Annotated in this window: 19 protein-coding genes; all 19 read left to right on the forward strand. The window is 40.4% G+C overall.

Annotated features, from left to right (window positions below; all coding sequences use genetic code 11):
• Positions 1–132: 132 nt before the first annotated feature.
• The 19 genes from FUT79_RS11670 (at position 133) to FUT79_RS11765 (ending at position 20,400) form a co-directional block, all read left to right on the forward strand.
• Positions 133–324, forward strand: a complete 192-nt coding sequence (locus FUT79_RS11670; protein ID WP_044634232.1) for a hypothetical protein — start codon at positions 133–135, stop codon at positions 322–324.
• The gene (locus tag FUT79_RS11675; RefSeq protein WP_148884482.1) at positions 321–1,118 is read left to right on the forward strand and encodes a hypothetical protein; all 798 of its coding nucleotides are present in this window, start codon (positions 321–323) and stop codon (positions 1,116–1,118) included. The genes FUT79_RS11670 and FUT79_RS11675 overlap by 4 nt, the downstream gene beginning before the upstream one ends.
• 108 nt (positions 1,119–1,226) lie before the next feature.
• On the forward strand, positions 1,227–2,822 hold the full coding sequence (locus FUT79_RS11680; protein ID WP_148878755.1) for a phage terminase large subunit family protein: 1,596 nt from the start codon (positions 1,227–1,229) through the stop codon (positions 2,820–2,822).
• Between the two features lie 32 nt (positions 2,823–2,854).
• Positions 2,855–4,627, forward strand: a complete 1,773-nt coding sequence (locus tag FUT79_RS11685) for a phage portal family protein (RefSeq protein ID WP_148884481.1) — start codon at positions 2,855–2,857, stop codon at positions 4,625–4,627.
• A 31-nt stretch (positions 4,628–4,658) separates the two neighbouring features.
• Positions 4,659–4,967, forward strand: a complete 309-nt coding sequence (locus FUT79_RS11690) for a hypothetical protein (RefSeq protein ID WP_039914875.1) — start codon at positions 4,659–4,661, stop codon at positions 4,965–4,967.
• Positions 4,968–5,064: 97 nt separating this feature from the next.
• On the forward strand, positions 5,065–5,886 hold the full coding sequence (locus tag FUT79_RS11695) for an antA/AntB antirepressor family protein (RefSeq protein WP_024751624.1): 822 nt from the start codon (positions 5,065–5,067) through the stop codon (positions 5,884–5,886).
• Positions 5,883–6,668: a DNA adenine methylase gene (locus FUT79_RS11700; RefSeq protein WP_244951092.1), complete on the forward strand. Its 786-nt coding sequence runs from the start codon at positions 5,883–5,885 to the stop codon at positions 6,666–6,668. Before FUT79_RS11695 ends, FUT79_RS11700 begins: the two co-directional genes overlap by 4 nt.
• Positions 6,669–6,758: 90 nt before the next feature.
• Positions 6,759–7,088 carry a DUF4406 domain-containing protein gene (locus FUT79_RS11705; protein ID WP_024751735.1) on the forward strand — a complete coding sequence of 110 codons (330 nt, stop codon included), beginning with the start codon at positions 6,759–6,761 and terminating at the stop codon, positions 7,086–7,088.
• Entirely contained in the window at positions 7,085–7,366 is a 282-nt protein-coding gene (locus FUT79_RS11710; protein WP_024751714.1) for an HNH endonuclease, read from the forward strand. The genes FUT79_RS11705 and FUT79_RS11710 overlap by 4 nt, the downstream gene beginning before the upstream one ends.
• Entirely contained in the window at positions 7,363–7,713 is a 351-nt protein-coding gene (locus tag FUT79_RS11715; protein ID WP_044634588.1) for a DUF1064 domain-containing protein, read from the forward strand. The genes FUT79_RS11710 and FUT79_RS11715 overlap by 4 nt, the downstream gene beginning before the upstream one ends.
• A gap of 36 nt (positions 7,714–7,749) precedes the next feature.
• Positions 7,750–10,176, forward strand: a complete 2,427-nt coding sequence (locus tag FUT79_RS11720) for a hypothetical protein (protein ID WP_148889695.1) — start codon at positions 7,750–7,752, stop codon at positions 10,174–10,176.
• A gap of 306 nt (positions 10,177–10,482) precedes the next feature.
• On the forward strand, positions 10,483–11,274 hold the full coding sequence (locus tag FUT79_RS11725; RefSeq protein ID WP_148878653.1) for a hypothetical protein: 792 nt from the start codon (positions 10,483–10,485) through the stop codon (positions 11,272–11,274).
• Positions 11,261–11,680, forward strand: coding sequence for a CHAP domain-containing protein (locus FUT79_RS11730; protein ID WP_002695145.1), 420 nt, complete (start codon positions 11,261–11,263; stop codon positions 11,678–11,680). The genes FUT79_RS11725 and FUT79_RS11730 overlap by 14 nt, the downstream gene beginning before the upstream one ends.
• Positions 11,681–11,764: 84 nt before the next feature.
• Positions 11,765–12,106 carry a hypothetical protein gene (locus FUT79_RS11735; protein ID WP_148879070.1) on the forward strand — a complete coding sequence of 114 codons (342 nt, stop codon included), beginning with the start codon at positions 11,765–11,767 and terminating at the stop codon, positions 12,104–12,106.
• 118 nt (positions 12,107–12,224) lie between these two features.
• Positions 12,225–12,620 carry a hypothetical protein gene (locus FUT79_RS11740; RefSeq protein WP_148879069.1) on the forward strand — a complete coding sequence of 132 codons (396 nt, stop codon included), beginning with the start codon at positions 12,225–12,227 and terminating at the stop codon, positions 12,618–12,620.
• An 81-nt stretch (positions 12,621–12,701) separates the two neighbouring features.
• On the forward strand, positions 12,702–17,528 hold the full coding sequence (locus FUT79_RS11745; protein WP_148889696.1) for an LPD1 domain-containing protein: 4,827 nt from the start codon (positions 12,702–12,704) through the stop codon (positions 17,526–17,528).
• Between the two features lie 97 nt (positions 17,529–17,625).
• Complete coding sequence (locus FUT79_RS11750) at positions 17,626–17,961, forward strand: STAS-like domain-containing protein (RefSeq protein WP_081718570.1); 336 nt, start codon at positions 17,626–17,628, stop codon at positions 17,959–17,961.
• Between the two features lie 112 nt (positions 17,962–18,073).
• Positions 18,074–18,460 (forward strand): NYN domain-containing protein, encoded by a 387-nt coding sequence (locus tag FUT79_RS11755; RefSeq protein WP_280525106.1) that lies wholly within the window; start codon positions 18,074–18,076, stop codon positions 18,458–18,460.
• A gap of 467 nt (positions 18,461–18,927) precedes the next feature.
• On the forward strand, positions 18,928–20,400 hold the full coding sequence (locus FUT79_RS11765) for a hypothetical protein (RefSeq protein WP_148889367.1): 1,473 nt from the start codon (positions 18,928–18,930) through the stop codon (positions 20,398–20,400).
• Positions 20,401–20,416 lie beyond the last annotated feature (16 nt).

Genomic DNA, 20,416 nt, shown 5'->3' on the forward strand with positions numbered 1-20,416 from the left:
ACTCATCTTTTATTTTCAAAAAGGAAATATTGAATATTGCCGCACGGTTTCACGTATTCCAAAAAATGAAATAATAAAAAAAGTACAATCTCAACAAAAGAAAAAGACCTCCACTTGCAAGGAGGTGAATAAATGATTGTCTGCCCTTCATGCAAGAAGCCTGTCAAATATATTGCCTCAAAAGATAACACTATTCTCATCGTAAACGCCGAATTAAAAACGCTAGTCAATGAGCGCGGGCGATTTATTCAAGGATATGAACTGCATGAATGTCCTTCTGAAGTTGCAGCAAAAACAATACCGACAGCGGAGGCGCAAGCATGAAAAAAGAAAAAGAAACTCCACCTGAAAAAAAGCCGAAAGAAAAACTAAAAAAGACAACCGCTGCAAAAACAAGCGCCGCAAAAAAGAGCGTAAAAAAAGAAGCATCGCTTTCGAAAAACGACGTGCTTATCAGTATGGAAACGTTTGATGTCGGCGATGCAAAAATAACCGAAAAAGAAAAGCGGTTTGTGTTCTGGTATACCTATCCCGGAAGCGATGCCTTTATGGTGCAAGCCCGCGCTGCAGAGCTGGCGGGTTATAAAAGCCCAACGAGTGAAGGCTATCGCTTGCGCAAAAAAGATACTGTTGCAAAGGCAATCCGGTATGTATTAGACACCAACATAAAAAAAGACCTCGATGAAGAATATTATAAAATACTCGAACTAAAAAAAAGGCGTATTCATTATGACTTAGCTGATTATGTAAAGAAAGAACAAAAGACAATTATAACCAAAGAGGGTATCGAAAAAATAATTGAAATTGAAGAGCTGAAAGATTTACAAGACCTTACCCCGCAGCAGCGGCAGGTAATTGACGGACTGGACCTTAAGGGCGGCAACAATACATGGGTGTATATTTTCGCCGATCGGGATAAAGCAATGGCGGATATTATTCGCATCCGTGAAAAGCTTTTTGAGCGAGAGCAAGGCGATGAAGGGGATAATATTGAGTTTGTTGCGGAGATTATCAAAGAGGGCTTGGCGTTAAAAGTTTCCGCACGTAATAAAAAGCGCGCAATAAGCGAATCGGCCGACTTTCTCGAGCTGAGCAATGAGGGCAGCGAGGAGTTTTAAAATGATGAAAAGAGCCTATTTACGCCTATATTCGCCTATATTTTTGCCGTTTTTTACCCTCTTTTTTCTGTTTTGTGCCGCACAATTGCAGGCGGCGGAGGTATAAAAATGGGGGCATTGTTTACACCGGATGAGCGGCTTAACTATACAGACGCCTTTATAAAAGTAGATGAAAAACCGATTGACCTGGACTTTTGGCAAGAGCGGTTTTTAATGGATGCACAGCGGCATAGTATTGTTTTAAAAAGCCGCCGTACCGGGTTTTCATTTATCACCGCCCTAAAAGGCTTGGTAAAAGCGATGGATGGTAACCGCACAAAATACGTAAGGCAGTTTGTAAGTTATAACGAAGAAGACGCAAAAGAAAAAATACAATACGCACAAGAGTTTTATGCATCCATTCATCCGAAGGCAAAAAAGAAACTGCGCTCCTGTACAAAAACTGCAATGGAGTTTTACGACAAAAGCGGTAAAACAGTAAGCCGCCTTATTTCAATAGCGTGCCGTCCGCCGAGAGGGCGCGGAGGCGATATAGTCTTTGATGAGATGGCTATATACCCTGAGAACAAGGCGGAAGTTATTTACACGGCAGGCATCCCTGTAACAGCGCGCGGCGGGTGCGTGGAAATAGGCTCCACTCCTCTTGGTAAAATCGGGCGGTTCTACGATGTGTTTATCGACAAGAAAAAATACAGAACCTATAACCGCTACACTATTCCCTGGTGGTTTTCTGCAGCACTCTGTACAAACGTTGAAGAGGCGGTGCGCAACGCTCCCGCAATGGATACAGAAGAGCGGGTGTATCGCTATGGAACGCCTCCTGTTATTGAAGCCTTCGAGGCAATGCTTTTAGAAGACTTCCAACAAGAATTTGAATGCACCTTTATTGATTCAGCGTTGAGTTTTATTACCCTTGATTTAATCTATGCAAACACGCCGGGTATGAGAGCGGAAGACCGCACTGAAGAAATTAGAGGCGGCAATATTGAAGATGCAGACATTGAGGATGAAAAAGACCTTGAAATAAAAATCTTTCGTACAAGCGATGAGCTTTGTGCAGGTTATTCTCGCGAAGAACATGGAGCCCTTTATTTAGGCTATGACGTAGCCCGTTATCGGGACGCCGCCGTTATTTATGTTTTGGGCGTGGTTGACGGAAAAAAAAAATGCGTTGCGGAAATAGAAATGAAAAATAAAAAATTTGAATATCAGCGCGATGAAATCAGAAAGATAATGAGGCAGTTACCTGTTGTACGCGGCTGCATTGACCGCACAGGGCAAGGCTTAGACACAACAGAAACATTGCAAAAAGAATTTGGAGAATCAAAACTTGAAGGTATTGATTTTACGACACCGGCAAAAGAAGTGCTTGCGATGGGTGTCCGTACCGGTTTGGAAAAAAGGGAATTTTTATTGCCCAACGACCAAAAATTTCGCAAGCAAATTCACTCAATTAAAAGAATACCGAGTGCAGGCGGGAGCTTCCGCTATGATTCAACGCGGGATAAAGACGGACACGCCGACAGCTTTTGGGCGTTTGCCCTTGCCAATCATGCGATTATTGGGAATACGGCGCAGGCGACAACAGGCTTTTATCAACAGGTAAAACAACGGAATGAAGCCGGAAAAAAAGAAACAAAAAAAAGCTCAAGCAGGCGGACTAGAGGAAAGACCCTTGCGCAAATTGATAAAAAGATAAAATAACCATGATGAGATGAGGGGGAGGAAAATACGTCATGAGAAAACAGAATAAAAAGAACAAACGGAAAGACAAGATTAAAAAAGCAGTAAACACCGGGCTTGCTTCAAATGAAGTGCAGGTTGTAGAAAAGGCTGTTGCGCCAAATCAAATAAAAACTGAAGAAATCGACGTTGATAAAATGGTGCGAAAACAAGTTGCTCGCCGTACGGCATTTTCACAGCAGAGTGCCCTCTTTGGCACAGTAGACAAACAAAAAGGCTTGCAGTCGCTTTTTTACGACCCGTTACAAATGAATACGAACGCATGGGGAAGAGTGCGGACTCTATCCCCGTATTACGGCAGGCAAATATCCTACCGCATTTTGCGCCGAGTATCAGAGAAGGCATGGGTTCTTAATCTTTGTATTAGTAACCTCATTAGAAAAGTGCGCCCCTTCTTAAAAGTGTCTACCGATGAAAACACGCGCGGGTTTAGAATTATTGCAAAAAGCGCGAAAGACAAAAAAGAAGGTATGAATGAAAGAGAGCGGAAAACCGCCGAAGTGCTTGCCGATTTTATGCTTAAGACAGGAGATATTCAAGACAATAACCGCGAAGATGATTTGGATGCGTACGCCTCCAAAATAATCCGGGACATCTGCCAGCTTGACCAAATATCAACCGAATTACAGCGGACACGCTCGGGAGAACTCGGAGCCTTTTGGGCAGTAGACCCCGCAACGATTGAAATGTCATTACCGCAAAGCGAAGAAGAAACCGGCATAAAATACGTGCAGGTTATTAACAATATTCCGTATGCGTTTTACAGCCGAAGCGATTTTATATTCACTTGCATGAACCCGAGAACCGATGTTGAGCGTTCCGGATACGGATATTCAATTGTGGAACAAGCAATCGATTTAATCACCTCCTCGATAAATACTTTCATGTTTAACGCAGGTTTCTTTGTCGAAAACAAATTGCCGAGAGGAATGCTCTTGCTTAACGGCGATGCCGATCTTGATGAGGTCGAAGAAATTGAAGACTACATTGTCAATCTTATGTCGGGCGCACCGTCCAGCCAGTGGCGGGTGCCGATTATCCCGAGCGGCAAAAGTGCGGGCGGCGAAAGCAATCGACGCTTTGAGTGGATAAACTTACAAGGCAGCAATAAGGATATGGAGTTTCAATCATGGTTTGACTTGCAGCTTTCCGGCATTGTCGGGCTTTTCGGCTTCAGTATGGAAGACCTAGGGCTCCACTCCCAAAAGTCAGCACCGCTTATCGGAGCCGATGTAAGCCCTAAACTCGAGGCAAGTAAAAGTCTTGTGCTTGGAGACATGCTCAGCTTCTTACAAAAGCACCTTAATAAAATCTTGCAGGAAAAGAACCCCGATTATGAATTTGAGTTTGTCGGTTACGAAAAAAGCGATTCCCGCCTTGTCTTAGAAATTGATAGAAGCGAGGTAGGAACGTTTAAAACAATCGATGAAAAGCGCATTGAAAAAGGCTTAGAACCATTTAATGAGTCATGGTCTACCGTACCGCTTAATCCGCAAGTTGTACAGATTCTTCAATCAGAAAAGCAGCAAGATGCAGGCGGTATGTTCGGCGGCATGGGCGGTATGATCGATGATGAAGAACATAACGAAGGTGATGATGAACAAAATGAAGGCGATAACGATGGGCAGCAAGCCAATTCGGAAATCGAGCAAGCGGAACAGGATGCGCCGCATGGAGGAGATAAAAACAACAATGAAAATAAACAATGGAATAATCTATCAAAATCTTTCGGCATTAAAAGAGAAGCAATACGCATAGCAATATAAAGGAGTTTAAATTATGGATGGGAGGAACAATATGAAAATTACACGAATTTTTATTTTAATTGTCGGGCTTGTTTTGGCAGGCGTATTATTTATGAACTACGGACAAACCGTTCCGATTGATTGTGTCGGGGCAGCTATTATTTTGGCTGGCGGCGCATTCGGCGTTTATGATTGCGTAAAACGCAATAAAAAGCGGGCACTTATTCCGCTTGGAATTAGTCTTCTAATATTGATTATAACAGGCTTTGTGCGGTTTAAAGGGCTCATAGTCCTTGCTGCTGTCGGGCTTGCGGCGTTCGTTGTGTACGCCTATTTGAGTTTTTATGAGAAGAAAAAATAGCTAATCATTTTGCCTTTCAGAAAGCACGTGCGTTTTTTTTACTCCTTTTACGCAAGATGTTTTTCTGAAAGGCGTTTTTTAACGGGAGAAAAAAGAGATGAACGAGATAACAAAAAATAAAACGACGACGACATCTGTACCGCCTAACCTTACATTTCAAAGTAAGGTTGAAAACGCCGGAACAGAGTTTGAGCAAAATGAAATATTGAAAATTGATACCGTAGAAAACCGTCAATATGTAAATGCGCGGGAACTGCATATGCAATTACAGGTTGGCAGAGATTTTTCAACATGGATAAAAGAGCGTATTGAGAAATACAGCTTAATCGAAGGGAAAGATTATCAATCTTGCTCACCGAATTTGGGGAGCGAGATTCACGGCGGGCAAAACAAAAAAGATTATTTACTAACCGTCCAAGCCGCCAAAGAATTGGCGATGGTAGAAAACAATGAGCAGGGGCGGAAAATACGGCAATATCTTATTAAGGTTGAGGAAGCGTGGAACACTCCCGAGATGATAATGGCAAGAGCCTTGCAGGTTTCCCAAAACACAATCAATTCATTAAATGAAAGATTAACCATAGCGGAAAAAACAATCGAAGCGCAAAAACCGAAAGTAGAGCTTGCCGATGCCCTCACCTCAAGTAAAGGGGCTATCAGTATGGCGGAAGCGGTAAAGGTCTTACACCTACCGTTCGGGCGCAATACCGCTTTTAAAATGCTGCGGAATGCAAAAGTCCTCAATGCAGATAATATCCCATACCAAGAATATATCAATCGGGGCTATTTTAGAGTGCGGGAAAGCAGCTGGAGGAATGCAAAGGGCGAAACAAAAATATCACTGGTAACAGAAGTTTTCCAAAAAGGCATGGATTATTTACGCTCATTTTTTATTAACAAAGAGGTACTATCGGCATGAGACCACCATTAAGCTATTACGGCGGCAAACAGCAGTTTGCAAAAAAGATTGTATCACTTATTCCTGAACATAAAATCTACTGCAAACCCTTCTGCGGAGGTGCTGCTGTTCTGTTCGCGAAAGAACCCTCACAAGCTGAAGTCATCAACGATACAAATGCGGAAATCATCAACTTTTACCAAGTTGTACAAGAAGACTTCCCTGCACTCCAAAAAGAAATTATGAAAACGCTGCATAGCCGTGAAATGCACCGACATGCCCGCGTAATCTACGAAAACCCTGACATGTTTGATACGGTAAAAAGAGCATGGGCTGTATGGGTACAAGCTAATATGTCATTTGGAAATCGTCTTAATAGTGGTTTCGCATATGCAAAAAAGAATGAGAGTATAACAAAGACGATTGTAAATAAAATAGATGAGTTTACGGATAAAATATCGAATAGAATTAGAATGCTGCAAATTGAAAATTGCGATGCCTTAAAGGTTATTGCTTCCCGCGATACAGCCGGTACATTCCACTATATCGACCCGCCCTATGTAGGTACAGATCAAGGACATTATGACGGTTATACGCAACAAGATTTTGATAACCTTTTAGAAACATTACAAAACATAAAAGGAAATTTCTTGCTTAGTTCTTTTAGAAATAAGAAGCTATCCGAATACACAAAAAATAATAAATGGTATCAAATCGAATTTAAAATGGTAAACACAATGACACAAAACGGAAACAAAAAAAAATCAAAAAATAGAGGTTTTAACCGCAAACTATCCTATTAGCCTTGATAAGGGGCAAGAGGCAAAAAAAGAAGATAGCAGCATAGGGCAATCAGAATTAATCTTCGAAAAAGAATTAAGCGAGGAGCGTGCATGAAACTCTATATCTCGGGCGGAATAACGAATGTTCCGGATTATAAAACACAGTTTAAAGCAGCAGAAAGGAAGCTAACGGAAAGCGGCTATACGGTTATCAATCCCGCCGATTTTGAATTTACCGAAGGGGCAACTTACGATGAAAAGATGCGCTTTGATTTAATGCAATTGTTAGGATGTGATGGAGTAGCTCTTTTAGGCGGCTGGGAAAAATCAAAGGGAGCGAACATTGAGGCTTCGACCGCATTGAAAGTCGGCATCCCTGTTTACGATGTTGATTATTGGTTGGTAAATGGTAAAAAAGAACGAGACGAGGTAGGTGCATGAAAGACTCTATGAGAAAAACACGCCTATACGTATTTAATCGAGACGGTTTTAAATGTACCGTTTGCGGTAAAAAAATAGATTGGACAACAGGACAGATGGCGCACAGAATACCAAAAACAAAACTAAACATAAAAAAGTACGGGATAGGCATTATAGACCATGCTTTTAATTTGCGAACAACATGCTCATTAAAATGTAATTCAGCCGTTTTAATTGACAACAATCCGGCAGAAAAAGAACAGCTCATTGAGGCGATACGGAGGCAGGGGAAGAGGTGAGCTATAGTCATTGGCATAAATATAAAACAGCCCCTAAAGAGCAGCGCACGGCAGACGGCATAGTTTTTGCAAGCAAGGCGGAAATGTTACGATACAAGGAGTTAAGACTTTTAGAAAAATCAGGCGTGATAAAAAACCTTGAATTACAACCTAAATTCTTAATTATCCCTGCAACGGAAAAAGGCGGAAGGGCAACCCATTATGTCGCCGATTTTCGCTACACGACAAAAGGCGGGGTAGAAATAGTCGAGGATGTGAAGGGTGTTAAGACGGAAGTGTATAAGCTAAAGAAAAAGCTTTTATTATGGCAATATCCGGAAATCAATTTTTACGAGAACAAAGTATAAAAAAGTATACATGATGAGAATAAAACGAGGAGAAAAATGAAAATAAAAAATATAGAAATTGCAATTAGCGGCATAACCGAAGAAAACAAAAAAGAAAAACTAAAAAACCTTGTGCGGGTGCTTTCCGCCTTCCTTAATGTGCCCTGTGAGTTAAACGGAGAACTGTTGGAAAAGGCAAAAACCCATAAGTACATTAAAAAAGAGTTTAAAAACGGGCAATGGGTGTATACATACGAAACCGACCGCAAAACCGCACGGGCAAAGGTTGAGGTTTGCACAGCCAAGCCGCTTGCGGTTATACCTGAAAATGCAAAAAAAATAGGAAATAAATTTATCAAAGAGTGGCAGAAAGATTGGCAGCGTAACCCTGAAAAAAGAAAATGTCCCGCATTGAATTATACTAAGATAAGCTTTGGTAATATCAGCTTTAAGCATATAAGTCTTAAAGGTGGAAATAAGCCGAGAGGAAAAGATAAGACTGCGGAACGTGTAAGCTTGCTCCCTTTTGCCAAAGAAATATTAGAGGGTGAAAATAAGGGGGTTTGCCATTCAGTACGGGTTGAAAAAGACCTTGTCTATTATGAAATTATCGGAAGGGCAAACATAAACGGAAAAGAAGAAGCAATCAGTGTTATTGTTTCAAAATTCAAATCAGATGCTAAAAAATATATTTCAGTAATAAAAAAAGCCGTCTCCAAAATACTTCACAGAGACGGTTCAAATAATAATCATGCCATGGACGGCGGCACGTGCCACATCAACCCTTTGCAGGGGCAGGCCTTACATAGAGATAGTGAAGCGTATCTCCGTAAGTTCGAGTCGTCATTATCCAACACGGCAAGCGTGAATACATCACGTCCTACAACTGAAAGTAGTATATCACATTCAGATAAAAAAATCAATTCAGTAATAAAAAAAGCTATCTCTATATTGCTTCACAGAGATAGCCCCTCGAGTGTTACGGGCGGCGGACTGGCTAGCAGCGACTTTCGTCCTGAAACTGTCCTTCAAAGAAGGTTAGCCCACAATGGCGGTGAAGCTATCAACCAAAGCTTATTCCTGCCGCCTTACCCCAACGTATCACGTCCTACAACTGAGGATATTGTACCACAGACAGCGGAAAAAAACAAGTCATATCCTGATATTATTTTAGAAATAAAAAATCCCACACCGGCAAACAGTCAAGAAAAGTTTTTAAAAGCAATTAGAGCCGTATCAAAACAGCTTGATATACCGATAGGTATTGATAAAGAGCCAAGCGAAAGCGGGGAAAAGCATATTTTTCCGATTAAGCAGGAGCTTGCCGAGTATTGGTATAATTTATACCCGCTCATTCTCCAATCACTCTATGAAGATATTGCCTCTGTTTTAGGTTTGCCGATTATGAATATTGAAATCGTGCGCAAGGCTCTTTTTTCAAGTACAATTGAAAACTTGAGAAGCTTTTTAATAAGGTTTTTTAATCTTAAAAATACAAAATTACGTTATAACGGAAAAATCATATTTAACCCTGAAACGGGGGAGCCGCTTAAAAAAAAGGATTTTGACGCACTCATTAAGGCAATTGAAAACGTGCTCAATATGAACACAAAAGAGGCAGCCAAAAAAATAACGCTTGATGCGGTTACCACAGAAAAACTCTTAAAAAGAATAGCAAAGCTTTCATCCGTTAAGGATATGGAGAAGCTGTCAATCGGTGAATTAAAATACAAAGGAAAAACATTTGAGTGGATACGCGAAGATTATCGCAACCTCGAAAGCGTTTTAGGAGAGCCATTATCACGAGCGGAAAAAGCCCGCTATCAAGTATGCGAAGACTATGCTACTCATTTAATCACGAGGGCAAATGATGAGATAAAAAATGGGATTAAAGAAACATTGCTTGACGGAATTAGAGGGCGAAAATCAAAGTCGGAGATATCGCAGGAGCTGTATAATAAATTTGCACAAGAAAATCGCAGCTGGAAAAGAATAGTTGATACCGAAACGGTAAACACGGCAAACCTCGCGCGGGTTCTTGATGAAGTGCAGGAGGCGAAGCAAAGCGGCAATGCTGAAGGCGGAAAAATATATTTTAAGCGTTTCGAAATGGCGAACTGTTGCGAAACCTGTAAAAAGTTTAACGGCGTAATAGCCCTGTGGTCAGATGTTCCGCTTGCAAGTGATAAAATAAAAGACCCGTATGCGAGTGTTGCAATTTGGGAGGGGAAAGAACCTGATGCAAAAAACAAAACCTTAGTGGTCGGTGCTATTCATCCGCATTGCAGGGGCGGTTGGACGCGGTGGGGAACTGATGAAATGAACGCAATAATCGCAAAACAAAACGGCAAAGAAAAAGAATGGGATGCTGCTGTTGCAGCGGTAGAAAAAGAATACAAAGCAAGCGGAAAAAAGAAGGTGCCGATAATTTACGAAATGCAGCTTGCCGAAAAATACAAGCAAATGTACGGAGAAAAAAAATAAGCACTAATATTTTTATACTTGCAAAAAATAAAAAAAACAGTTATACTGCCGGCGGTTGATACAAGAGTATCAATAACTGATATTTTACAATTTTAGCTGTCTGCCGTTGTATGGTTCGTGCTTTAAGAACGCAGCGGGTAAAACGGATAGGTGAAAGCGGCACTTTTAAAAGAAGGCTGTGAATTTATTTACAAAATCTAATTTTAAGGGATACAGAGCACCCTTTTTAGATTGACGGGGATAGTATGCCCTTGTAAGTAAGTTCACAGCCTTTTTTTATTTTTTTTTGATTTTAGGAGGTGTTACATGGAAAAAGCAGCGGGGATACCGCCTATCGGGTGGGGCGTTATTTTAGTTATAGCCTTCCTTATTTTTATCGTGATTATGATGAAGGGCATCCGCTTTGGGATGGGCGATAAAAGCCTTTCTATCGGGAAGATGGACGAGAAAATAGAGGACATAAAACAAGATATTGAGTTAAAAGAAAAAGAGGCGGAGCGGAAAACGGCAATGGTGATGCACGACGAAGAATTGCGGAAAAGTCTTTTTAAAAAAAGCATGGATATTGACGCACACTTAACCGCCGATTTGCGGCGATCGGTGCGGCGTATGGATGAAAAGATAGCGACAATGTTTGAACCGTTTATCCATTGCCCTTTCCCGTCAATATCTACAATCAACATTATTAAAGATGAATTGAACGAGCGGCTTGACTACAACAACATGCGGGAGAAGTTAAGCGGCGATGAGCGCAGGGCGTATCTAAACGATATCCTCAAAGATATTAGAGATGCCTACTCAACATTTTTATTGCGTATATCAAAAGTATCATGTGGCGAAAAATATCCTGAATGGGCGGAGGTAAAAAAACCCCTAGAGCAGCTTATATCAGAATGGGAGGACGAAGTTATTGACCTTTTCACAAAACACATTGAAGAAAAAATCCGCATGTATGAAATGTCAAAGCGATATTTTAAAACAGATGAATACATAGAAAACAGTATCTCATATCCAATCGAAAAAAATAAAAAATACTTATCAAAATTGAAAAATGTCAGTGTCAAAGGAAGTGAAGGGGGAGTAAATGAGCTTAGATGAGTTTGTAAAAAAATATCTCGGGAAAAAAGTAGACTATGACGGGCATTACGGCGCACAGTGCGTTGACCTTTTCCGGCAGTACTGTAAGGACGTGCTGAAAATCCCACACACAGGCGGAGTAATCGGCGCAAGCGAGTTATATACAAAATATGAAAAGCTGCCGCTAGAGATGAAGTATTTCGAGCGAATACCGCGTACAAAAGGAAAGCCGCAAGCAGGGGACGTTGCAGTTTTTATGCCGACAAAAGGGAATAAATACGGGCACGTGGCAATTGTTATTTCGGCAGACAATGAAAGTATGCGCGTATTTGAACAGGATGGCTTTGCACAAACGGGGACGTATATTGTTACCCGATCGTATACCTATATTTTAGGTTTTTTGCGAAAAAAGGAAGGGATTGGATGATTGTCGGTAGATGTTTTGTATTATTTCTTTTATTCGGTTTTGCATTTGCTGCGATATTTTTAAACCTGTTTTCAGGAGAGGAACATGAAAAATGAAAAGATTATTTTTTTGCTTGCTTGTCTGTTTTTGTTTTCCGGCTGCTGCACACGAGGCGGAATACACAATCTCGGAGACGGAGTTAATAAGGTTAGAGACAATCTGTCAAAACTTGGAGACGAGCAAACAAGCGCAGCAATTACTAATACAGAGCTTGAGGGAAAAATTGAACAAAGCGGCGAGCTTGCAAGCGAGCTTGAAAAATCAATTACAGATGGAGCGGGAAGTATTGAAGAGTTTAAAAAAATCCTACAGCGCATACGAAACAGAGGCGCAGGCGGCACTAAGCAAAATGACGGAAGACAATCACAAAAAGGAGTTGAAAATTGAAAAGCAAAAGCGGGCTATTGTGATTTTGTCAGCTGTTGCTGGAGCGGCTTTTATTGCTCTCGGTGCGATGGTGTTTTTGAAGGTAAAAAAACTATTTTAGCAGGAGGTACGAGAAACCTTGAATATTGATAACAGAGTTCTTGCAGTTTTGCGAGTATGCAAAAACGAAGCGGAAATAGAGGATAGTTTTGAGCGCTTTCACATTAAAAATTTAAAAGACAAGCAAATCTATCTTTTAACTGCAATGCTTAATAATGATTATAGCATGACGGATGGAAAAACAACACAAAAAGAATTGTATAAAATGACAACTGCCTTGTTTTTCAATGTAAGACGGTTGTCAAATGTTCTTAATAAGCTAGATATGCTGGGGCTTGTGTTAAAAACAGAAGAGGAGACGCCGCCTCTTTTCAAACAATTAAAAGCATGTAAAAGCAAAGAAGACATTGACTCCGTTTTTTCTCATGCGGGTATTGATGAGGCGAGCGAGCGCATAGAGAGCATCCGAAACTGAGCGTACAAGAGGAATACGAATTTGAATGCGAAGTATTACTTCATAACGGGCAATTACACTAATTATAGTAAGGAGAAATAAATGATATTGACAATTAGACAAGATGAGCATTTTCGCATAATGAAAACACTGAGCGGTTTTATAGAACTTGATACTGGAAGCGAGCGGATGGAAAGAGTGTTGGAAAAAGCGGTAGGACATAAATATATCCGAAAGGTGCCGAAAAAAAGCGGTAAGGGATTTTATTATATGTATGCTGAAACGTTTAAAAAGCCTTTTACTTTCTTAAAAACAATGTTTAATATTCACTCAAAAAAAATAGATGATGAGTTTGAAAAAGAAAGCATTGCGAAAAATTACGGTGTGGATAAACAAACATACGCAGCGCATGTTCTTGAGTACCTAACCAATAGGCTTAAATGGGATGGGATTTTCAGTAAAAAAGAATCACGAGAAAAATATAAGACAGCTGTTAAAAAGCCTGTAAGCGGCACAGCAGAGCCAGCGGGCAAAACGCAAAGCAAGGGAGAAAGCCCTGAGAATAAAAAAGAAACTACCAGCCAAACCGAAAAGAAGGCGCAACCGGTACTGAAAATAAACCGCAGCCTCATGTATAAGGTGTGGAGCTTATACAATAAACAAGAAAAAAGCGTAAGTGTCGGAGATGACGACGGAAACAAAATAGGCGGAGCAACAGTAAAAGAAGATTTAAAAAAACTTACCTCAGTACTTGAGACGGGTAAGTCTTCAAGTGTGCACCATAAGGACTTAGGTGAAATAATCGTTGATGTGGGAAATACCGGAAAGTCCGGCTATGGGCTAAAACATATTATTGAACAGCGTTATAGCAAGGACGGAAAAAATGAAGATGAAATTACGGCTCTTTGTATTCTTTTGCAAGATGCAATGAAGGATGGTAGTTTTAGAAAGAATGACAATCATTTTGCTGAAATAATAAAAAATGGAGTAATGGCTGTTGTGTCAAAACAACGGAATGGTGATAAAGAACAATGGCTTTTAACCGGATATGATTTGCATAGTAAAAAAGAAGAGGCAACAGACGCTATACAGACGGTGATCGCCAAATATAGCTACACGCCTGAATTCTCCGATTTAAGAAAACAGGTGGGAGCTGTTACCGCCTCTCTACAGACCAGTATACCACAATCCGGCATAAATAGCAATCGCTCTGAAGCAATGAAAGGAAATCAAAACGCAAAAAAAGATTTTGCGGCGCAAGAAAAAGAGCGGGCAAAAAAGAATGAAGCACGCAAAAAAGAAGGCTTACCGCAAACGGGGCTTTTCGAACGGGAGAGCGCACTCAAAGACGCAACATGGGATCCGAACAGTGAGCAATACCGTTATCGCGACACCGGCTATATTGCAGGCAGTCGCAAGGAGCTTGCTCAAAACTATATTAAGCAAATGGCAAAAGCCGAAGAGCAAATACTTGAACATGAAATCGACTGGGAAGGGTTAGAGGAAAACCCTCGAAGCGCAAAAGAGCTTATAAAAAAATCAAACGTGTTCGGCAAGGTTAATTTTAATACGCTGATAAAAAACGGCATGGCAAGAGGAGCGGCTTTTTTAATCGACAGAGTCTATGCTTCTGTTGCAACAGAAGCTTTCGACAATCCCGAAGGAAGGCATAATTATGTTATCGCAATAAACGGTTTACGTGGGCGGTTGGAAGATTGTAAAACAGTACAAGATGTAATAGATACTATTAATGAAATAAACGATGAAAGACAGGGAGTGTTTTTATCAGTTCGACAACAACAAAAATACTTAGATTTAAAAAAAGAATACGATGAAGTGCATAAAAAAAAGCATGATATTGAAATGAAAGAAACTGCTTTAATGGATAAGTTACGACGGGAGAAATACGGAGCTAAAATAAGTTTTACTGAGCTTGAAAAAACTCCCGAAATACAGGCGTTTCAAAAAGCAAATGGATGGGATTCAAATGTTGATGTAGGGGATGGAAAAACTCGATCCGGATATTTTGAAAAAGAAAGGGTGGCAGCACGGGAAAGGCTTCAAGCTTTTGAAAAAGAAGCAAATGAAAAAGCCATTGCCTCAAATTCACTTTATGCGGCGTGGAACTCGTTAGGAAATAAATTTATCGCCACGATAAACTACAGCGGTTTTGGCGGGTCTGCAACTTTTGAAAAGCACATACAACAAGCAAAACACGGAAATTATGATAATTGGGAATGGAAAGAAACAGGAACACTAAAAGGGAAACGTTCTGCAAAGGGAAAAGGACGGGCAATTTTTCAATTGATTGTTGCTTCAAAATTCAGTAGAAAAGGCGGGCGAAATGTAAAAGCACATTCTACCGAAGAGCTTAAGAAAATGTTTAACTTGCGAGACATTCAGTCCGGGAATTGGGTATTGAAAGACCCGATGAGCGCAAAGTTTCATGTTGATCATGCGTGCGAGGCTTTTGCAGATTTGGCGGATATTACCGGCATTCCAGATAGTCTTATTTCACTAAACGGACGGCTCGCTCTTGCAATTGGATCGAGAGGAAAGTCAAAGGCTGAGGCACATTATGAACATGTGGAGCGTGTTATCAACCTCACAAAAATGAAAGGAGGCGGAAACCTCGCACATGAATGGTTTCACGCTTTCGACAACCTCATTTCAGAGGCTATGGTAGGTGGAAAAATCGATGTTTTCTTAACAAACCCTATGAATCATTTAAGCAAAAAACAGCAAGACCTACTTACTGAGTATATGAGGATAAAAAACAATACTTCATATTCACAAAAGTATAAGGATTTCCTACTTGACACCCAAAGAGATAAACTGAAAAAAGCAGGAATTACTCCTCCCGTAGAAAACAGTCAAGAAGAACACGTACTGCAAGTGCGGACAGCTTTTGACAATCTTGTAAAAGCTATGACAGAAGGGAATACACCGATTAAACAAGAAGTTGAGTATTCAAGTGCAGACTATAAGCTTGCAAAGTTCAATTTTGATAAAGCCACAAGCGGGCTCGCAGAGAAAATACGGTATGCAGGCAGCCTAGAAAAAGCAATTGAGCTTGCACACAAGTTCTGGGGAATACCAATTACAAAGAATGAGGTAAAACAGAAAAACGAATGGATTAGAATGATTTGTGCATACTACGGAAACGCTGAAGGCGGACGGGCAGCAATTGATAGCGGCAAAAAGGGTTCTGCTTTTCATGAAGATGCAAAAGCTCTTGACAGCGGGAAAGCAAAACCGTATTGGTCAGCTCCACATGAAATGGCAGCACGGGCGTTTTCTGCATATATTGACGATATGCTAAAAGCAAGCGGAAGAAAAAATGATTATCTTGCATATGCTACCGAAAATGATGATTATGACAGTGGGGATGACGAAAATGTAGCGAAGCCTTACCCCGAAGGCGAAGAACGAAAAAAAATCAATGCCGCCTTTAAGCAGCTTTTTGACGTTGTAAAACAAACAGGCGCGATCCGGAAAGCGATAGCGGTTGAACAAAAGAACACAGTTAAAAAAAACATAAAGGAAAAGATACGATATATTTTAACGGTAAAAGTTCCTGTCAGCAAAATGAAAAAATCATTTGAAGAAGGCGAACACCCTCGAGGCGAGAACGGAAAGTTCACGGATAAGGGGAGCCTGAAAAGCGTTTCAGATGTTTTTGATATTTCTGATGATGATTTTAGCAATTCAACGAAGAATTTTAAGTTGCCAAGTTTACCTGATTTTTTTTTAGCTACCATTGGCGTTGAGAAAAAAGATGTTTTGCTCAAGAGGTCAATAATCGAAAAAAACGCAACACGCCATGAAGAGATTGCCTCTCCATCTGAAAGCAAGATGATTCTTGCAAATGCTCTATACAATAATAATATTGCAATGCTTTGCAAACCAAGCAATAAACCTAATTATTGGTCAGCTGTTAAAGTTGGGGAAAATTATTGTGTTGCGGTAATTGATACGGATACAAATAAGAAATATCACGAAATTGTTGGTTGGAGAAAAGTTAATAAAAAGGGATATGAAAAAATGATAAGACAAACCAAGCGTGAGGGCGGGCAATTCCTCATAACGAACGGTAACTCCGAACGGTCAGCTGCCCTTTCTGATCTTACGCTTGGTTTAAAAAGTATCGGGGACGCACAGATACAAAAGTCTCCCGCATACGTCCGAAACGCTTCCCCGTCTACTTCTAATATACCACAATCTGCGGAAAAATCAAGCATCCCAAAAGCTAAAGACTTCTTAAAAAAGAAAATGCCGTTATGGGAAAAACCTATAAACGGCATTCAAAAATCATCTGTGGACGGGCTCCCCACAATCAGCCGTTTGGATAAGTCCAAACCCGGCAGCCCCCGACTTTCTGCTCGTGATGATACCTTATTATCGTCTAATACTGCGGAAAAATCAAGCATGCAAAAAGCGATGGAAAAAGCCTTTATAAAAGTATTTGTAAAAAAGGTAGCGGAAAATATCTATAAATCGCTTACGTATTCAGGATACCCGTTACAGGGCAGAACAAAAATACACGGCATGGATATTTCAATCGAAAATAAAAAAGGCAGCGTGCGAAGCGGCGTTGATAAAGACGGGCACGAATGGGCTATTAAGATGGCGTATGATTATGGTTACATTCGCGGCACTGTCGGCAAAGATAAAGACCATGTAGACGCTTACATCGGGAACAATCCCGAAAGCGAACAAGTATTTATTGTGCACCAAAACGACCCGACAACCGGTACGTATGATGAAGACAAGGTTATGCTTGGGTTCAATTCCGCAGCGGAAGCAAAAGCCGCCTACTTGCGCCAATACGATAGACCTGGTTTTTTCGGCAGCATGGATGAAATGAGTATTGAGGAGTTTAAGGAAAAAGCATTTGATAAGAAAAACAAGGGAAAGATGATTGCGTAATGTGGCGATGATTTGTCAAAGATAAGGTGTCATCAGCTAATGTAGTATTCTCATTTTTTTGAGGCAATTTTTTTTGTGATATACTGCAAAAAAAGAGGTGAGAAAATTGAAGGAGGCAATATTAAGAGTAGCGGAATGTGGGAGTGGCTATAAATTTCAAGGCTCAAGATTTATTCACTTAAGCCCCGATTCCGGAGAAGAATTCAGAGATGAATTTTTAATACCGTTTCTTAAAAAAAATAAAACCGCGTGCCGGTTGTGTGTTGACTTTGCCGGCACTGTTGTGTTTACTCCGGGATTTTTGGAAGAAAGTTTTGGCGGAGCAATTCGGCGCGGGTTTCAAAAAGAGGTACAGAAAATTCAATTTAAAAATATTCCGCCTGAAATAAAAAAAGAACTTTTACGGTGGATAAGAAAAACAAGGGAAAGATGATTGCGTAGAGGCAAACTCATTACTTGACGTACAAGGAAAAATAGTATATATTGATAAAAGCTGCTTTTATTGGCAGCATTTTAATAAACCTGTATAGTACGGCCTCCCACTTATCCGGGATAGGTCGGAGTTACGGGTTTTTTTTTACCTATGGAGGAAAATTTCTATTCGTTTGCAAGTTACCGATATAACCGAAACCGATTTTGATTTAGTTTTACGGCAAAAAGGCGTTGATATGAAGATAGGGATAGATATAGCCACACTTGCCTATAAAAAACTGGCTGATCAAATTGTTCTTATAACAGGTGATAGTGATTTTGTCTCTGCTGCAAAACTTGCACGGCGGGAAGGTATCGATTTTATAGTTGATCCAATGGGGCATAAAATTTTACCTGATTTAATGGAACATATTGACGGCTTACGATCATATTATAGGCATAAGCAGCTCAAAGGCTCATTTGGACAGAAAGAACAAGATGTTACATTATTTCCTTATTAACTTAACTGACTGTTGAAGAAATGTTTTCAATAATGAAAGAAGTTGCGGAAACTGCACTTCGATATTACATTTATTGAATTCCCCTCTTGATTATTTTTAAAAAAAATATATAATAAGTGCAACAGATTAAAAATAAAAATCTGTAACTGATATTTTACATTTTTAGCTGCTTGCCGTTGTATGGCTCTTTTACGGGCGCGGCGGAATAACGGGCAGGAGAAAGCGGCACTTTTAAAAGAAGGCTGTGAATTTATTTACAAGGTCTGAAAATGAGCAAGGACTCTCATTTTTTACGACTGACGGGCGAGGTACGCTCTTGTAAGTGAGTTCACAGCCTTTTTTTTTGCTTTTTTCAAAAAAAGCTAAGGGCAGTTTTTGGAAGTTTTAAACTCCTTGCACTCTGTTTCGGCGAGGCGAGGGTTTAAGCTTCCGTTATCAAAGCATGAGGAGGGGAACAAGAGAAAACGATGGACGAAAAAGAGAAGCGTATTTATCTACAGATGGAATTAAAAAAAGGCTCTTTTTCAAAAGATGAATCGGGGGATTTTATTTTTGATGTTGAGGCAAGTAATGAAAACTTAGACCTTGAACAGCAAAAAGTTTTACAACAAGCCCTTCTTGATTCAAAAGACTACTTTTTAAAAAACGGGGTTATCAGCAAAGACCATTTGCACCAGTCAAGAATTCTTGAGGGCGGAAATGCAAAAATGGTTTTTGATGAAGACTACGTTATCGGAGAGCCATTGAGCGTGTACACAGACGGCAGCTCTACTCGTGTTCGCGGCAAGCTCTACAAAAACAATAAATACGCAAAGAAGTTTATCGAGCTATTGGAAAACGGCTCAACACGAGTTAAGGCAAGTGTCGGCGGCATTTCTCCAATTGTAGAAAGAATCCAAGAAGGCGGGACGGATTTAGGGCGCATTGTTTCGGTGTTATGGAATGACTTGGCTCTGACGATTGCTCCGGTTAATCCGACTGTCGCTCCTGCATATGTAGTTAAGTCTTTAAGCAGCTTAGAATTTGTGAAGGCACTGTCAGCGGGCTACGGCACCGATTCGGAAGCCTTTACCGGCGGGAGGACTTTAATTCCCGAAGATATCGAAGGAAATAAGAGAGGGAAAAACGAAGATGGAAAAAACATTTTAACTGCATTAGTTGAAAAAGTGGTTGATGGGACTATTACGGATGAAAGGGAGGCAAGAGCCTATTTATCCGGATTAGGCATTGAAGAGGATACAGCTGAAAAATATATCCAAGCTGTACTGCAAAATCAAGAAAATATTTTGGAGGATTTTTTAATGAGTAAAGGAAATTACTGGGATGATGTTATGACCAAAATGCAAAAAGCATTTGGTAAGTCAAAAGGGAAAGAGGATGACGAAAAAAAAGAAGACGAAAAGCCTGAATTAGATGATAAGGACCTTATCGATGATGATGAGGAACTTGAGGGTGTTAGCGATGACGATGACGATGACAAAGATAGCGAAGAGTTTGTTACAAAAAGCCTTGATGCAACAGTAGCCTTAGGCGAAATAACAAAGAATATTGCAGAACTTAAAGAACAACTCGCTACGCTTACTAAGTCTTTTCAGCATAGCCGCGAAAAACAAGAAGTCATGGGAGAAGGTTTAACCGCTGCAATGAAGCGGGTTGAACAACTTTCAAATGAGCCCTTGCCGCGCAGTGCTGTTATTTCAACACGCGGACAACAGCCGATGGCAAAAGGCGGTGCTGCTGCAATGGTGCGGCATGGGCAATTTACACAAGCCGACAAGGAGACCGCAATGGAGGTGCTTTCAAAAGCAATCGAAAACGGCGAGATAACTTTACACGAATTCGGAAAAATTGAAGCACAAATCAATAAGTCCCTGCAGAATCCCGCATTCCAGCTTGACCAAAAGTATGTGCGGTTTTTGCAGGAAAAGTTAACAAAATAAGGATGAGGAGGAAAAA

The organism is Treponema phagedenis (genome assembly GCF_008153345.1).
GTDB classification, from domain to species: domain Bacteria; phylum Spirochaetota; class Spirochaetia; order Treponematales; family Treponemataceae; genus Treponema; species Treponema phagedenis.

Excerpts from the sequence above, each read along its gene's own strand:
- FUT79_RS11690 (WP_039914875.1), top strand. The coding sequence starts at position 4,659 with ATGAAAATTACACGAATTTTTATTTTAATTGTCGGGCTTGTTTTGGCA.
- FUT79_RS11685 (WP_148884481.1), top strand. The coding sequence starts at position 2,855 with ATGAGAAAACAGAATAAAAAGAACAAACGGAAAGACAAGATTAAAAAA.
- FUT79_RS11735 (WP_148879070.1), top strand. The coding sequence starts at position 11,765 with ATGAAAAATGAAAAGATTATTTTTTTGCTTGCTTGTCTGTTTTTGTTT.
- FUT79_RS11765 (WP_148889367.1), top strand. The coding sequence starts at position 18,928 with ATGGACGAAAAAGAGAAGCGTATTTATCTACAGATGGAATTAAAAAAA.
- FUT79_RS11705 (WP_024751735.1), top strand. The coding sequence starts at position 6,759 with ATGAAACTCTATATCTCGGGCGGAATAACGAATGTTCCGGATTATAAA.
- FUT79_RS11680 (WP_148878755.1), top strand. The coding sequence starts at position 1,227 with ATGGGGGCATTGTTTACACCGGATGAGCGGCTTAACTATACAGACGCC.
- FUT79_RS11700 (WP_244951092.1), top strand. The coding sequence starts at position 5,883 with ATGAGACCACCATTAAGCTATTACGGCGGCAAACAGCAGTTTGCAAAA.
- FUT79_RS11675 (WP_148884482.1), top strand. The coding sequence starts at position 321 with ATGAAAAAAGAAAAAGAAACTCCACCTGAAAAAAAGCCGAAAGAAAAA.
- FUT79_RS11725 (WP_148878653.1), top strand. The coding sequence starts at position 10,483 with ATGGAAAAAGCAGCGGGGATACCGCCTATCGGGTGGGGCGTTATTTTA.
- FUT79_RS11745 (WP_148889696.1), top strand. The coding sequence starts at position 12,702 with ATGATATTGACAATTAGACAAGATGAGCATTTTCGCATAATGAAAACA.
- FUT79_RS11695 (WP_024751624.1), top strand. The coding sequence starts at position 5,065 with ATGAACGAGATAACAAAAAATAAAACGACGACGACATCTGTACCGCCT.
- FUT79_RS11720 (WP_148889695.1), top strand. The coding sequence starts at position 7,750 with ATGAAAATAAAAAATATAGAAATTGCAATTAGCGGCATAACCGAAGAA.
- FUT79_RS11730 (WP_002695145.1), top strand. The coding sequence starts at position 11,261 with ATGAGCTTAGATGAGTTTGTAAAAAAATATCTCGGGAAAAAAGTAGAC.
- FUT79_RS11670 (WP_044634232.1), top strand. The coding sequence starts at position 133 with ATGATTGTCTGCCCTTCATGCAAGAAGCCTGTCAAATATATTGCCTCA.
- FUT79_RS11710 (WP_024751714.1), top strand. The coding sequence starts at position 7,085 with ATGAAAGACTCTATGAGAAAAACACGCCTATACGTATTTAATCGAGAC.